Source organism: Rhizobium skierniewicense (genome assembly GCF_014196515.1).
GTDB lineage: Bacteria > Pseudomonadota > Alphaproteobacteria > Rhizobiales > Rhizobiaceae > Agrobacterium > Agrobacterium skierniewicense.
The window spans coordinates 1-15,600 of record NZ_JACIDV010000001.1 but is presented as its reverse complement, the minus strand read 5'-3'; the positions used below and the strand labels follow the sequence as shown (position 1 = coordinate 15,600).

The 15,600-nt window shown below is 58.6% G+C and carries 10 protein-coding genes and 2 pseudogenes; 4 read left to right on the top strand and 8 right to left on the bottom strand.

The window, feature by feature from the left end; all coding sequences use genetic code 11:
• Positions 1 to 10: 10 nt before the first annotated feature.
• Positions 11 to 2,233 carry a site-specific integrase gene (locus tag GGQ73_RS00060; RefSeq protein ID WP_234910827.1) on the top strand — a complete coding sequence of 741 codons (2,223 nt, stop codon included), beginning with the start codon at positions 11 to 13 and terminating at the stop codon, positions 2,231 to 2,233.
• A 19-nt stretch (positions 2,234 to 2,252) separates the two neighbouring features.
• Here the strand turns inward: GGQ73_RS00060 and GGQ73_RS00055 are convergent.
• The 8 genes and pseudogenes from GGQ73_RS00055 to GGQ73_RS00020 all read right to left on the bottom strand — a co-directional run.
• Positions 2,253 to 3,443: pseudogene (locus GGQ73_RS00055) on the bottom strand (hypothetical protein); the annotation flags it as partial.
• Between the two features lie 662 nt (positions 3,444 to 4,105).
• The gene (locus GGQ73_RS00050; RefSeq protein ID WP_183892976.1) at positions 4,106 to 4,840 is read right to left on the bottom strand and encodes a hypothetical protein; all 735 of its coding nucleotides are present in this window, start codon (positions 4,838 to 4,840) and stop codon (positions 4,106 to 4,108) included.
• A gap of 936 nt (positions 4,841 to 5,776) precedes the next feature.
• The gene (locus tag GGQ73_RS00045; protein ID WP_183892974.1) at positions 5,777 to 6,079 is read right to left on the bottom strand and encodes a putative quinol monooxygenase; all 303 of its coding nucleotides are present in this window, start codon (positions 6,077 to 6,079) and stop codon (positions 5,777 to 5,779) included.
• Positions 6,076 to 7,017, bottom strand: coding sequence for an ABC transporter permease (locus GGQ73_RS00040; protein ID WP_112953155.1), 942 nt, complete (start codon positions 7,015 to 7,017; stop codon positions 6,076 to 6,078). The genes GGQ73_RS00045 and GGQ73_RS00040 overlap by 4 nt, the downstream gene beginning before the upstream one ends.
• Positions 7,010 to 8,584, bottom strand: coding sequence for a sugar ABC transporter ATP-binding protein (locus GGQ73_RS00035; protein ID WP_183892972.1), 1,575 nt, complete (start codon positions 8,582 to 8,584; stop codon positions 7,010 to 7,012). The genes GGQ73_RS00040 and GGQ73_RS00035 overlap by 8 nt, the downstream gene beginning before the upstream one ends.
• On the bottom strand, positions 8,581 to 9,747 hold the full coding sequence (locus tag GGQ73_RS00030; protein ID WP_183892970.1) for a levoglucosan dehydrogenase: 1,167 nt from the start codon (positions 9,745 to 9,747) through the stop codon (positions 8,581 to 8,583). The genes GGQ73_RS00035 and GGQ73_RS00030 overlap by 4 nt, the downstream gene beginning before the upstream one ends.
• Before the next feature lie 121 nt (positions 9,748 to 9,868).
• Positions 9,869 to 10,990 carry a substrate-binding domain-containing protein gene (locus GGQ73_RS00025; protein ID WP_183892968.1) on the bottom strand — a complete coding sequence of 374 codons (1,122 nt, stop codon included), beginning with the start codon at positions 10,988 to 10,990 and terminating at the stop codon, positions 9,869 to 9,871.
• Between the two features lie 38 nt (positions 10,991 to 11,028).
• Entirely contained in the window at positions 11,029 to 11,856 is an 828-nt protein-coding gene (locus GGQ73_RS00020; RefSeq protein WP_183892966.1) for a sugar phosphate isomerase/epimerase family protein, read from the bottom strand.
• Between the two features lie 188 nt (positions 11,857 to 12,044).
• Here GGQ73_RS00020 and GGQ73_RS00015 point away from each other — a divergent pair, with 188 nt between their 5' ends.
• The 3 genes and pseudogenes from GGQ73_RS00015 to GGQ73_RS00005 form a co-directional block, all read left to right on the top strand.
• Entirely contained in the window at positions 12,045 to 13,400 is a 1,356-nt protein-coding gene (locus GGQ73_RS00015) for an ROK family protein (protein ID WP_183892964.1), read from the top strand.
• Between the two features lie 9 nt (positions 13,401 to 13,409).
• A complete protein-coding gene (locus GGQ73_RS00010) occupies positions 13,410 to 14,414 on the top strand; it encodes a substrate-binding domain-containing protein (protein WP_183892963.1) in 1,005 nt (334 codons plus the stop codon).
• A 528-nt stretch (positions 14,415 to 14,942) separates the two neighbouring features.
• Positions 14,943 to 15,600 (top strand): annotated as a pseudogene (locus GGQ73_RS00005) (transposase); the annotation flags it as partial.

The window sequence follows — 15,600 nt, the reverse complement described above, 5'->3', positions numbered from 1 at the left end:
CCTTAATTCCTTGATTTTCCAGTCGTGCCGGATATCGTTTTGGCATCATTGGCGACCTGATGCCCAGAACTGTAGCCCACAGATGATGCCCACGCGAAATACGCGCGCCGGCATTTCAGGTGGCAGGCAAGGGCAAAACCTCATGGCGGTCCGCCACGACGTCGAGAATCTCACCCGCCGCGGCAATATTTTTTATTGGCGTGCGCGCGTCCCAAGCGCCTTCGGGAAATGCCAACCAGGCAGCCGGCTTTCATTGAGCCTTCACTGTTCTGATCATAAGAAAGCGCAGGCGATCGGCCGCAAGCTGAACATGCTGGTCGCCGAACTGAAGTTGAAGCGGAAGGAACCCATGTCCAAGGCGCAGCTCCAAAAGCTTTGCGAACACGAACGGGACATGATGCTCATGCATCTGGACGACGTCTCGATGGTGGCGCGGCGCTACGGCCGTCCTGCCGATATTTCAGAGCTGGAGATGGATCTAGAAAATGGATGGGCGTATCGCCTTCTTGAAATGTTCGGAAATCGCCATCGCCTGACGCTGGATGCTGATTGCCCCGGCCATGCCTATCTTCGAAAGCAAGGCGTCCGAGCCTCTCACTTCTTCTCAATCCGCTCGAACTATCTCGAACTTCGTCAAGAGGCGACCTCGCGCGGCTTTCAGGAGGGGCTTCACAGATTGATGTACTTGTTCGACATCAATCCAAACGCGCTCAACGAGGAAAAGGCCATGAAGGCCTATTTCAACGGACGGGCAGCAGCTCTGTTTGACGTCGCCGAAAGGCACCCGCTCGCCGATCGCGACCTCAGCGAGCTTACAGGCGGTGCGGCATCTAGGCCACAGCCCAATTTCATCGAAGGTACATTTCTTGAAACGACGTCATCATCTTCGGTGACTGCAGCTCCCGACAATGACATTGTCGCGCCGCCCGAGCTGGAAGATCCGCCGATCAAGAAGCTTGACGGTACTCCATCACAGCAGGCAGCAGCCATCGATCAGCCGGTTGAGGGCAAGACACGTCCTGTGATCCAAGTTGCAGACTTCGAGACCGAGTGCGAAAAGCTCGCGCAGAACATGAAGGACTCTTGGGATGAGACCACCGCACGTGATGCTCGTGCGCTGGTTCGCATCTTCAAGGGCGTGCTCGAAGAACACGGTGTGGAACATACCGGGCGGATTACCCAGTACCACATCGGCAAGCTTCGTCAGCACTTCAATGACATTCCGACGCGTTGGGGGCAGGGCGCCAGAATGAGGGCGATGTCCGCCGCCGAATTACGAGCCGAAGGGCAAAAGCTACGCGAGCAAGCCGAGACTGAAGGCGCGGTCGCGGCGGTGGGTTTGAGCGCCGCAACGATCCGTAAGCATTTTGGAAACCTGAATCACTTTTTGAAGCATGTGCGTGGGCACGGGTTTGAACTTGAAGATTGGACGTTTGAAGGCTTGAGGCCAAAGAAACCGAAGCTTGGCTCCATTCGCAAACAGCAGCACAAGCCGAAACCGGACGAAATCAAACCAATCTTTTCCAGCCCGATCTATACTGGGTCCTTGAATAATGATCGCGGACGCAAGAAACCAGGACCGCATGTCTTCCATGATGCAGCCTATTTCCTGCCCGTTATGTTTTCCTATCTCGGTGCGCGTCGAAGCGAGTTCGCCGGGCTTGCATTGAACGACATCGCCGAAGACGATGATGGCCTGGTGCTCATCCTGCGTACCAATAAGTTTAGAGGATTAAAGACTGAGCAATCGGAGAGGCTGCTACCGCTTCCCGATGAACTGGTTCGCCTAGGCTTCTTGGGGTATTGCGCCGCTCTCCAGGACTTGGGATATGAGGCCGTATTTCCTGACCTATTCTCAGACAAGACCACGAACGATCCGGGGGACCGCTTCTACGACGTCTTCCTTCCCATCATGAAACAGTCGCTAGGAGAGAAAATGTGGGATCGCGCTTTCCACGCGCTGCGTCACGGCATGGCAGATACTCTCCTACAGGCAGGTGTGCCACCCTTGGTCATCGACGATATCTCGGGAAGGCTCAGTCAGGGCAGTGAGACCAGCCTTCGCTACACAAATCCTGCCCGCGTACCGTTGATGCGCGATGCTCTGAGCAAATATCCGATCATCACGTCCGGCATTGAACCGAAGCCGATCAAACTATTGCCATGGATCGAGAAGCGACTGCCGCCGCCTTGGGCGCGGGAGGCAAAGAATGATGCGAGACGCCGGAAATGATTTCCGACGTCTCGCCTCGTTAAGCAGCCTCCCAGACCTGGTTCAGGATACGCGCAGCAAGAGCCGCCTTGTCCTGGGGCAAGAAGCGCCCATAGTGCTTTGCGACCATGTCGGCGGTGTCCTGGATGGCGTAGCTCGCCTGCTCATACGAGCCAGTTTGCTTCAGGATATGGGTCGCGAGCACGTCCCGGACATTATGAGGACCGTGAGGTAAAAGACCTTTGATCGCGCCTCGCCCGGTGTAGGGATTGTAAATCCCATAACGCTGGATGGTCAGACGCCATGCCTCGTAGAAGCTGGTCGTATCATACGCTGCGTCCGTGCTGGTCGTCTTAACCGTCTTGACGAAGAATGTACCGGGATCGGCGGCCGATTTCAGCAGCACCGATCGATGCCGATCAACATAGGCCTCGATATACCTGTAGAGATCCAAGAGATCTGGAAGCACCAGTCGAAAGGGCTTGTCGCCAAAGAAGGACGAGTGCGCGTTCTTGAAGGCGATGGCAGGGATGAAAACTTCCCAACCGCCTTCGCGATCACTCCAACGGATTTCGCCACGCTTCATCTTCTCCAACGCGCGTTCCGAACGCGGCATCGAGCCTTTCGGATTGAGCATCAGTTGCCTGAGGTTCTTCTGCCGCAGCCCTAAATGTAAACCAAGCCTAAGCATCAGGAATGACCGAACAGCTTCCGCAGCCGGTTGGGGGTAGCGATGTTCATCTGGCATGAGGCGGATAATCTCCTCGGTGATCTTGCGATACTCACCAACAGGACTCGCCGCCTCGAGAACCGGCATGATTGGTTCGAAAGGATCACGATGGACGCGAGCAATCCGCTGTATTTCCTTGGCTCGCTGAGCTGCATGCTTGTGGAATTTTTCACAGGCAGCATGCCAGTCCTCGTTCGCAAAATCGATCTCATTTTGAGAGACGAGGCCGTCGATCGGTTGGACTCTAGCTAGAAGCTCCGGATGCTGTCGAAGCCACCCGGTATCTTCTTTGGTGAGAGATAAGGCGATCCGCAACATATCGACCTCCCATGCGGTAAAGAAGCCTCTTCGTTTCTCGCGCCACTGCAGATACCAATCCCAGACGCCTGGAAACAGCAAAAGCCCAAATGTCAATTGCCGCAGCGGCACGCCGAAACCCTTCACCTCTCCATCTTGCGCTGCAGCTAAAGCGCCGAACATCAGACCCAGATGGCCGATGCGGCAGCGCATCTAGCCCGTCCAAGAGAAAAGCAACGAGAATGTGAAACTCTCTGTCGTCGATGATCCCTAGATTGCAGTGGACAATAGGGGCTTGCACGTTCGCTCGAGCCAACAGTTCGGTATACTGCTGTTGAACTGGAAAACCCGTTTCAGCCGGCCAGTTGTTGAATGCTTTAATCCGCAGTTCTCGTGTGCTTGTCATGTTATCTCGCTTGTTAGACGCGACCTTCGCGCAAACAAGGCACACGTTGAGGGAAACGAATTCATTTTTATCTGTCACAGGACAAGTAAAAATTCGATGCTCATTTGGGCGAAGATTCATTCAAATCACAGACTAGGATCGAAATTATTTGTGGCGTCGATGAAGGCGTTATCCGTTTTCACACCGTACCGTTCTCAACGGTACAAATAGACCGGGAAAGATCACAATTGTAGAAGAATTGGTTCTTGTGTTCGATCCACCAGCGCATGGGGGCAGCGGGGCATTCATCGTTGGTAAGCTCCTGATCGTCACCCGAACGATCCGGGCCCGGCCTGCGTCTCAAGCAACCGATGATCCGGCCATTCAAACGTGACCGCCCGCCGCTCGGCCAGCCTTCACCCGCTCAACCCGATTTTCCCCGTCGCCTGGCCTCGGCTCGAATAACCCGCGCAGGCCCGCCTCACTTGTTGCGGTTGGCGTCCGTGATGCGAAGACCGTAGTCACGCTCCAGCATTTCGACAACTTTGACCAGCGCCCGGAAGATGCCCAGCTCGTTGCTGCCGAACTGATAGCGTCCCGTCATCAGCACCTCCGGATCGATGTCCGCAGGGACGTATCGGCGCTTTAAGCTCTCGTCGCCCTTGTCGAATTTCACGGGATATCGGAACGACCGCCCTTCACCTTCCCAGATGCCCCCTGCGCCGTAGTTCTGGATATTGGCGTTGTAGCATTCGTCTCCGATGATCCCTTCCATATCGATCAGCAGATTCTTGATCGGCTCGATCCTAGCCCGAAGTTCCCTGACGTAAATAAATCGCCGGGCGCCTGCCACGACATGATCGCGCTGCCCCGTGAAGTCATCGGGGAATGACTGCTCGGCTTCATTTTTCAGTTGGGAGATTTCTTTGGCGGGCACACCGTCGAACCTGGCGGCATGCAGTTCTTGAAAAGCTTCGATTTCAAGTTTGGCCATGGACAGACGCTCGTCCCAGCCCTCGGAAATCTCAGAGACAGCGGCAATGATGCTTTCACGAAAGCCGGCAGCAGTCCCGAAGTCCAGCGCTTCAAGCTCAAGATAGGCGGCTTTTTCGGTTTCGATAGTGTGGGCAACCATAACGGCATCATCGTCCCAGCCATCGATTGCCGACTGCCTGATGGCAGCAGTAATATCACTGGGTATTTTCTTGTTCTTCATCGGCAACCTCCTCGGGACACTGACATCTCTGCATGCCTGCCACAGAACGAGCGACCAATTTTTTCACACATATTTCCCGTATCGGCATTTGATAACATTGCGGTCCTGACAGTCCATGCCTTTCCCTCTCGAAATCATCCTCACGCCCACAACGGGCCCGACGCTCCCTGCTCTTTTCGGTGACCGCTAAGATAACTGAATTGCATGACTTGAACGACAGAAATGTTCGCGCAAAGCGGACGTCTATGTGGTTTGTGACCTGCTCGCGAATTCGCCACTAGAGCGGAAATTATTGCCGCTCGCCCGTCCGGTTGACTGATGCCCAAAGCCAGGGCACAAAGGTGGCATCCACGGTCGCTCGCGATGGGAAACAAAGGGAATTTCAAGGCTTTCCTACTAAGCCATTGAAATCGTGTGAGAATCCAGGCCTCCCAGGAAAGTCGTTTTTGACCAATTTTTCGATCTAAATCGGCTCACATCTCCCGCACGGAAAAGTGGCTTCCTTTCAATGAGTTGGGCGATCTCGGCCGCAGTCATTGGAGCATCCGTCGCATTCTAAGGCGGCCAGAAAATTGGCTGGGGATCCGCAAGCAACGGGGCCAGGATCTGACTGTCGAATATTGCGTTGGAAAAAGACCACGCTGACGTTGAAGCAGGTCTTGTCGTCCGCTATCTGCTTCATCGCGGACTTCTTGCAATGAGGCCGACCGTTTGCCATCTATCCAGATGATGTGCCTCACATTGGTCCGATGTCGATAGCTACTTCTCCGTCCCCGTAAACCCTTCCGGCACATCGCCGCGGAAATTGACGGGCGTATCTGTGTACTCACCGATATAGTCGGTTTCGACATTTGCCACTATGGAAGAAGACAAGGGAGCCAGGAGAACCAGGCCGCTTTTAGCCTAATCAAGAGGGCCGGTGCCCTGAATGCTCGCTCACGTGGCCGGGTTGCCGATCATCCGCAGGTGTCGGATTTCGACCGGCTTTGCCAGCAGTCTGTCTATCTGCGATAGAAGCGGTACGAGATGCGGCATTTCCATGTGCTGGTCGAGATCCTCCTGGCTTCTCCAGTTCTCGTAGAAAACGAATACACAGTCATCTGCCGCATCCACATGGAGGTCGTAGTTGATGCAGCCGCCTTCCGCCCGTGTCGGGGCTACCTGACGACTGAGGATAGCCTGTAGCTCATCCCGGTATTCGGGGCGAGCCGTTACGGTTCCGATAATGGTGACGGTCATGATGCCGACTTCTTCTGGCTGAGGGCGACGGCCAGGATGATGATGCCGCCGCGGGCGATCAACTGCTGGCTGAATTCCAGACCCATCAGAATGAGGCCGTTGTTGATAAGCCCGATCATCAAGGCCCCGACGATGGTACCGACCACGGTGCCCTTCCCGCCGAACAGGCTGGTGCCACCAAGCACCGCCGCTGCGATGACCGAGAGTTCGTCACCCTCGCCAAGCTGGAAGCGGCCTGATTGCAGACGCCCTGCATACAGCATGCCTGCCAGAGCCGCCGCACAGGACGACATTACCAGAACCTTGAATTTGATGTTGCGGGTATCGATGCCGGAATAGCGTGCAGCGGTTTCGCCGCCGCCGGTCGCGAGCACACGGCGACCAAATCCTGTGCGCCGCAGCACCATATGGCCGATGACGCCAAGCACGAGCATCCACACCAGCAGCACGGGAATCCGACCAAGATTGCCACCGCCGAACAGCCACGAATAGCCGGGCGAAAGGATCGGAACCGCAGCGGTCGCGGAAATCCACATGGCGACGCCCTTGGCGATGCCCATCATCGCCAGCGTCGTGAGAAAGGATGGAATACCGATGCGCGTGGTCAGCCAGCCGTTGAAGGACCCGACGGCAAGGCCTGTGGCAATCCCTGCCAGCACGCCTGCAAAAGGTCCGCCGACGGCTATCGCCATGGCGACGGTTACCGTCGTCAGGCCTGCCACCGCGCCGACCGAGAGATCGATCTCGCCCGCCGACAGCACGAAGGTGATGGCTATCGCCATGACGGCGATCATCGCCGTCTGGCGCACGATGTTGAGAAGATTGTTGGCTGTCAGGAAGCCCTTGTCGTTCAGCGTCACTGCGAACACGACGAAGATGGCGATGAAGCCGATATAGATGATGTTCTGGCGCCAGTTGGCGGCGAAAGCCTTAAGCATTGATCGTCTCCTGGGCTGCGAGCGCCCGCTGTATTTCGGTCTGGAGCTTTTGCTCCGCTGCCTGCAGGCGATGCGCCGGGTCGTCCACCGCCACTGCCGGATCGTCGAAAGCCTCGCGGGGAAGGTCCGAGTGAACGAGTCCATCCGCCATGACAAGAATGCGGTCGCAAGCGGTCAGCAGTTCCGAAAGCTCCGAGGAGATCATGATGATGGCCTTGCCGGAGGCGGCAAGATCCCGCACCAGACGAATGATCTCCGACTTCGAGCCGATGTCTATTCCGGCTGTCGGTTCGTCGAGAATGAGTATGTCGGGATCTGTGGCCAGCCACTTGCCGATCACCACCTTCTGCTGGTTGCCGCCGGATAGCGTGGCCACGGCGTGGTCGCGGCTCGCCGTTTTGATCGAAAGCCGCGCAATCTGCCTGTCCGTGAGGTCGACCACGGCCTTGCGGTCGACCACACCGGCACGCGACAGCCGTTCGATGACCGCGAGCACCATGTTCGATGCCACCGAATGCGCAGGAATGATGCCCTGGGTGGCCCGCGCCTCTGGAACCAGCGCCACGCCGTTGTCGATCGCATCGCCGGGCTTACGGATCGAGACCTCCCTGCCCTTGATGCTGATCGTGCCGCTTGCAGCAGGATCGATACCGGCGAGCAGCCGCGCAAGCGAAGACCGTCCAGAACCCAGAAGCCCAGCCAGGCCGAGGACTTCGCCGGCGTGGAGCGCGAAGGACACATGCTCAGGCTTGTGTGCACCGCTGAGATTGCTGACCTCCAGCAGGACCTTTCCCCTAACGGAAGCGCCGCGCACGACGTCCGAGAGTCCTTTCGAGCGCTTGCCGACGATATGCTCGATCATGGTGTCGATCGGCAGCTCGGAAAGCGGCGCGGTGACGACGTGCCGGCCGTCACGCAGAATGGTGGCGCGGTCGGCGATGCGGGCGATCTCGTCCATGCGGTGGCTGACATAGATGATTGCGACCCCCTCGACCTTCAGCTTTTGAAGGAAGACGAAGAGGCGTTCAACGTCGGAGACCGCGAGCGCCGTCGAGGGCTCATCCAAAACGAGAACCTTCGCATCCTGCGAAATCGCCTTGGCGATCTCGGTCAACTGCTTCTGGCCAGCACCGAGATCGCCGACCAGGGCGCGGGGATCGACCGAGACCTCAAGCCGCGCAAAAAGTTCAGCGGCGCGGCGCTCCGCGTCCGCATCGTCGATCAATCCGGTGCCGGTGCGGCTTTCACGCGTGAGGAACACGTTCTGCGCCACCGTCAGCGTCGGGATAAGGCTCATTTCCTGGTAGTTCATGGCAATGCCGGCGTCACGCGATTCTTCCGGCGTGTGAGCCGTCAATGCGCGTCCGGCGACGACGACCGTACCCTGATCAGGTCGATGAACCCCGTTCAGTATCTTCAGGATCGTGGATTTGCCAGCGCCGTTGCCGCCCAACAGGGCATGAACCTCGCCGGGCAACACCTCGAGATCGACGCCTTCAAGGGCGCGAACGCCCCCGAAGGATTTCGAAATGCCTGTCATCCGAACGGCTGCGGCGCTGTCGTTCATCCCACCTTCTCCCATACTCCCGACTCACCGGAGCGGATGAAAGCATCCGCGACAAGTTCGGTCAGCAGGCCGTCTTCAAAATTGGGGCTCGGCTGCTTACCCTTCGCGATCGCCTGGAAGAAGTCGTAGCACTCGACGATCTTCGTTTCCGAATATCCGATGCCGAGGCCGGGGATCGGCCAGAGACCGCCACCATAGGGGTGCGCCGGACCGGTATACACGGTACGGAAGCCGCGCGCATCAGCCGGGTCGTCCGCAAACATGACCTGCAACTCGTCACGGCGTTCGTAGTTGAAGTGGATCGAGCCCTTCGTACCGTGGATTTCGAGCGTGATGAAATTGTTGCGCCCATAGGCATTACGGGTCGCCTCAAGGCTACCGATCGCACCATTGGCAAATTTCAGCATCGATACGACTTCGTCGTCCACATCCACGTCGCCACGTTCAGCGTCGGCCGCTTTTTCCGCCGCACCAAGTTTGTCGATACCGCCCTGTTGAAGCGGACGGGTCTTGTTGTAAGTCGTGGTCAGCGCGATGACCTCCGCAATCGGCCCTACCAGATAGTGCGCAAGATCGACCACATGGGTGCCGATATCGCCGACCGCGCCCGAGCCTGCGATCTTCTTCTGGAAGCGCCAGGAAAGCGGTGAATCCGGATCCGCCGACCAGTCCTGCAGATAGGTGCCACGGAAATTGAGGATGCGACCGATCCGACCCTCATCGATGTACTTCTTCGCCAGAGCAACGGCTGGGGTGCGACGGTAGTTGAAGGCCACCATGTTGATCACGCCAGCTTGTTTGACCGCTTCGGCCATGGCGCGGGCTTCGTCCACGGTGCGAGCCAACGGCTTCTCGCAGATGATATGCTTGCCGGCCTTTGCCGCCTCTATGGCGATCTCAGCATGGACATTGTTCGGCGTGCAGATATCGACAACGTCAACATCCGGCCGGTTGACCGTGGCGCGCCAATCCGAGGAAGCTTCCTCGAAACCGAAGCGTTGGCGGGCGTCCTCGGCCATGCCGTCGGTCACATCCACTATCACCTTGCGGTGCGGGATCGCCGGAGCCGGCCAAAAGAACATCGGCATAGCGGCATAGGCCATGGCATGCGCCTTGCCCATGAAGCCGCCGCCAATCATGGCGACGTTCATCACTTTCGTCATCGAGGTATCTCCTAATTTGGTGCAGCGATACGCTGCTTAACATGCCGGCGGGATCAGCGATCGCCTTACCGGGGCTCTCCTGGCGCGGCGCGGATTTTCCGCACCGCGCGCTGTAAGCGGTTTAGTTGCCTAGGCTGGACTTGACGTTGGCGGTCGCTTCGGTCGAATAGACCGTCTTCCACGCATCTAGCAGACTGTCGCGGGTGACAGGTAGAGCCGGCAGGGCGACAAAGGCTGGGGCCGTCTTGCCCAGAAGGGCATAGCCAGCAAGTTTGGCTTCTACGACGCCCGCATCATAGGGCCGCTGGGCGCCGAGGCCCTTGACGAAACCGTTCTGCGCCATCGAGATCGCCACGTTTTCGCCGAGGTCGATCGTGGTGATGATCAGGTCGTCCCGTCCGGCATTTCGCGCTGCGGCGATGACGCCTTCGGCGGGCACGTCCCAGACCGCCCAGATGCCCTTGACGTTCGGGTTGGACGTCAGAATTGCGCCGGCGGCCTTTTCTGCGTCACCGGAGAAATCCGGGCCGCCGATGCCCTGCTCGGCAACGATCTTGATATCGGGATAGTCCGACGCGATGGTCTTCTTGAAGGCGTCATAGCGCTGCTTGGTAACGAAGAAATCCGCAGCGTGGAACACTAGGCCGATCTCGCCCTTGCCATCGAGTGCCTTGGCCATCAGATGCGCCGAGGCAACGCCATTGCCGTAATTGTCAGCGGAGACGACGGAGACGTAGTCCTTGCCCGCCTTGAAGCCGGTAGGCACGTTATCCATGAACACCAGCTTGGTGCCAGCATCCGCTGCGGCCTTGTAGGCCGATGCGGTCGCAGTCGGATCGGTCGGGATGGAAACGATGATGTTCGGCTTCTGCGCCATGATGGTTTCGAGGTCGGCCACCTGCTTTTCGGGCTTGAAGCCGGCATCCGTGACCGCAATGACCTTGATGCCCATGGCCGCGAACTGCGTCTGCAAGCCGTTGATTTGGGCGCGAGACCAGTCATTGCCGCCGTAATGCATGACGATGGCAGCCGTGGCACCCATTGCCTTGACCTTGGCAAGTTCCTCAGCGGTCAACGAGACGCCGGAGGCGGGCGACGGGTCTTCACCCGACGGTCCCTTCGACAGCACCGATTCCTGCAGCTTGGCGAGCGCGGTATCGGGATCGGCGGCAAATGTCGGGGCCGCGATGGACAGCACTGCCGCGATGGCCGCGGAGCACAAAAGAATGCGTCTGGTAATCATGGTTTCCTCCCGTGGATGGGGCACAGCCCCGGTGGCCTTCAATCCTTCTTGAGATCGGCCGATTTTAGATAAGTCATACTGGCACGAGCGCCCTCCAGCGGATCGGTCCAGGCATCGAGTTCCGCGCAGATCCAGCCGGCAAAGCCGATCTCGCGCAAGGCGGCAATAATGCCGTCGGTCGGCACGTCACCACGATCAAGAGGCGTGAAGGCAAACGGCTCGCACTGCAGGCCCTTGAGGTGGACATAGGAAATACGGGACGCGTGATCGCGTATAAGCTGCGCAGGATCGCCACCTGCTGCTGCGAGATGCGCCGTGTCCGGGCAGAAATCGATACCCGTCAGGCCGAAGATCTTTGCGACCTCCTCAGGTCCCTCCACGATTGTGGAGAGGTGGGGATGATAATGGCCGCGCAAACCGTGTGCGCTCGCAATTTCCCCTACCCGATCAAGCGCTGCCGCGAGCTTGTGAAAATCCGCCTCCCGCGTTCCGTCGAAACGCTTTGCGCCGCCGCCGACAACGAGATGCGGAGCACCGAGTTCGGCGGCCCGTTCCGCGGCGCGCGTCACGCGGGCCAACTCCTCAGGAAGGATATCGTCGAAGATGAAGTTTCCGCCAGCATATGCGGCGACAAGGCTCAAACCATTGTCGGACAGCAGGGCACGCATATCCGCCGTGGAGAAATCGAGCAGGTTGCCATCGAAAAGCTCCACACCTTCATATCCTGCCGCTGCAATATCGGCGAAGGCACGCCGCATGTCACCGAAGGTTCGGTAGGAGAGCTGTGTAATCGAGGTGACGCCAACGGCACTTCCGCCGAGCTCCCCCCAGCAATTGGCATGATAAGCCAGCTTGCAACGCTCCATGGTCGTCTCCTCCTAAAGACATTTCCACCTTATATCGACTTGAGTGCGCCTTTAAACCACTCATGTCAACATTTAAAATGCATTTATCAGCAAACTTATGCTGTTTTAATACAAAAGTTTGTTGTTGCACGTCTCAAGGCGAGGATTTATCAAGGCTTATCCGCTTGGTTCGGGTGAAAGGAATAGATATGCCTGCTACGGCGAAGATGGACGCCGATATGCACCCGCGACGGAAGGGGCGTCCGCGCACGGCGGAAACGGCTGCGCCCAGCCTTGTGGAAATTCTCAACCTGGTGCGCACGGAAAAGGCCACGACCCGTCAAGAACTGGAGCGGGAAAGCGAACTTGGTCGCGCCGTGGTGGCAGATCGCCTCGGGACGCTCACCGAGCTCAGGCTCGTCGATGAGAGCGAACTTGGCACGGCCTCAGGCGGCCGGGCGCCGCGGCTCGTGCGGTTTTCCGCAAATCGCGGCAGCATCCTCGTCGCCACCCTCGACCAGACTGCGCTTGGCGTCGGCCTTGCCGATCTCGGCGGCCATCTGAGGATGGAACATCACGAGGCAGCGGACCTGACGCAACCTGTCTCTGCGCTGCTCGACCGGCTCACCATGCTGTTTCGCTGGATCCTCGATATGCAGCCGGACGCCGGTGAGCTATGGGGCATTTCCATCTCCGTGCCTGGTGTCGTGACCGACGCTGGCGAAAGCTTTTTTCAGAATGGCACACCCCCGGTGCTGCCGGGATGGGAGAGCTTTCCGCTGGTCGAGAAACTGATCGAGGGATTCGACGTTCCCGTCTGGCTGCGGTCCAGCGTCGAGACCATGACCATGGGTGAATTTCACTCCGGAGCTGGCGTCGGCCACCGGGCGATGCTGTTCGTCAAGATCGGTAAACGCATCGGCGCCGGGCTGGTCAGCGACGGTGCGCTGTTCCGGGGCGCACAAGGCGCGGTCGGCTTGATCGGCTCCGTGCCGGTCAGTTCGGGTGAGAGGCACGGTACGCTGGAGACCATGGCCGGCTCGGAGTCGATAATTCGTGACGGCCGGATACAGGCGGAGAAGGGCTTGAGCCCGATCCTCGCCGAGCATGCCCGGCGCGGCGGCGAGATCACGGCGATCGAAGTGGCGCAGGCGGCGCATATGGGCGACGCGGCGGCCATCGATATCCTCTCGCAAAGCGGGCGTATGATCGGCCAGGTCGTGGCGACGCTTGCAAACATGTTGAACCCGGAACTGATCGTGCTCTCCGGGTCGATCGCTCAGAGCAACGATATACTGCTGGCAGCCGCTCGCGAGGCCATCTATGGCGCATCCCACCCGCTGGTCAGTCGCGACCTACAGATCATCCGCTCACAGATGGGCAGTTCCTCCGGCCTCGTCGGGGCTGCTATCGTGGCGACGGAAAGCCTGTTCTCGCCAGCCGTACTCCGCGACTGGATTATGGCAGGGCGCCCGCAGGCGCATCCACAATTCGAGGCCCTTCGCGGCCGGTTAGAGGCGCAGACCGCAGCCGTTGCAGCGGTCATGCCGCCGCCCAAAACTTGAGGCGTGTCGATGGTGATTGAAGGACTTGGTCCCCATGGCGAACGCGCATCCGCACCAGAGCGGGTCTTGCTTCTTCCTGAGGACAAGGCACGGGCACGGGCTGCGGGCTTACGCATTGCCATCGTCCTGCATACGCTGGCGAGCGACTGGGCCAAGCAGCAACTGGCCGGTATCGTCGGAACGCTCGGCGACTGCGGTGTGGCGGTTATCGATGTCGTCGACTGCGGTTTCACGCCCGAGGTGCAGATCGAGGCGCTGGACCGCCTGATCCGCGAAGCACCGGACGCCATCATTTCGCTCCCGGTCGCCAATGCCAAGGTCGCCGCGGCCCATGCACGCGTTTCCGCCGCCGGAATCAAGCTCGTGCTGCTTGATAATGTCCCGACTGGTCTACTGCCGGGCAAGGATTACGTATCGCTGATTTCAGCAGACAACTTCGGTCTCGGTAAGATGGCGGCAGAAGGTCTCGCGCCCTATCTCGGCGAGGAAGCCGAGGTCGGTGTGCTCGGATACGAATCGGATTTCTTCGCGACCAACGAGCGCGAGATCGCCTTTGTGAAATGGATGCGTATCAACCGACCGCGCCACCACCTGCATGTCGCCCGATTCCCTTCCCTCACGGAGGCGGGCGCGACGGCTTCGGCGTTAGCAAAAAAGCTTCCGAACCTAAAAGGGCTGTTCGTGGTCTGGGATACGCCGGCCATCGCGGCGGCCGCGGCTCTCGTCTCCGCTGGCCTGTCTGTTCCAATCGCCACAGTCGACCTCGGCAAGGAGGCGGCCATCAGCCTCTCGGGCGGCGGGCCAATTGTAACAATTGCTGCCCAGCAGCCATTCCGGCAGGGGCAGACGGCCGCCTCGACAACGGTAACCGCCCTCCTCAGTCGCCTTACGCCAGCCTGGGTAGCCCTACCCGGCGTTGCGGTAACTGCCACAAATGTGGTGGAATCGTTCCAGACGATCTGGCGGTCTCCGGCGCCTCGAGAAGTCTTGAGGCAGCAGAAGCTTCTCCGCTGAGTTTGGCTCATCTGACGATTTTGTTGTGAGGAGATCCTTCGTCGGTCCAAAATTTGGACTGATGAGACCAGAACCCGGATTGGTCTCATGCGACGGGCTCCGTGCCGCCACACGCACAACTTCGGTGTGCTGCGTGATATCCCACCCTTTTGCGCGTAAAGTTCAGCGCATCGATCCGGAAATAATTGCCGCTTTAGCGCCTGTTGACTGAGGCCCAAAGCCAGGGCACAAAGGTGACATCCACGGTCGCTCGCGATTGGAAAACAGAGGGAATTTCAAGGCTCACCCACTAAGCCATTGAAATCATGTGAGAATCCAGGTTCCCCAACCACGCCTTTCTTTCTCAATAAAATAAGCCACTTAGGCAACACTGAAAAATGCCAACCGGAACAACGTTCCGGTGCATATTTCCGTATCATTTAGCCAAGCGTGACTACCGCTTACTTGGTCGGCCTTGTTCTAGCTGACCTTGCCCCGTCGAAATAATCCATTTTGAAGTAAGCTCTGGCCCATTGAGAGGACCAGGGAATGAAGCGTAACCGTTTTACAGACGAACAGATCATCGGCATTCTGAAGGAGCACGAGGCGGGCACGCCGGTCTCGGAGCTTTGCCGCAAGCACGGTGTCAGTGATGCGAGCATCTACAAGTGGAAGGCCAAGTTCGGCGGCATGGACGTATCCGAAGTCAAGCGGCTGAAGACGCTGGAGGACGAGAACGCGAAGCTGAAACGGCTTTTGGCAGACGCCATGCTCGACAACGCCGCCTTGAAAGACCTTTTGGGAAAGAAGTGGTGACGCCCGCAGCAAGGCGGAAAGCTGTCGCTCATCTGATGGATCATCACCAGATGAGCGAACCATTGCCCGGCAGGCGGTGTTTACACCGCTGAGAGGGGCGGGCGTGTAAAGCCATGGGCTTTTGCCGTATGGCGATCCGTTACGAAACCAGGCGCAGCGATGACCATGACCTTCGCGAGCGGATGAAGGCGCTGGCGCATGAACGCCGCCGTTTTGGATATCGACGCCTTCATGTGCTGCTTAGGCGCGAGGGGCATCTTGTGAACCACAAGAAACTCTTCCGGCTCTATCGGTAAGAGAAGCTGACGGTACGCAAGCGTGGCGGGCGTAAGCGGGCGATAGGCACCCGAGCGCCGATGTTGATCCCGACGGCTGCCAATGATCGCTGGTC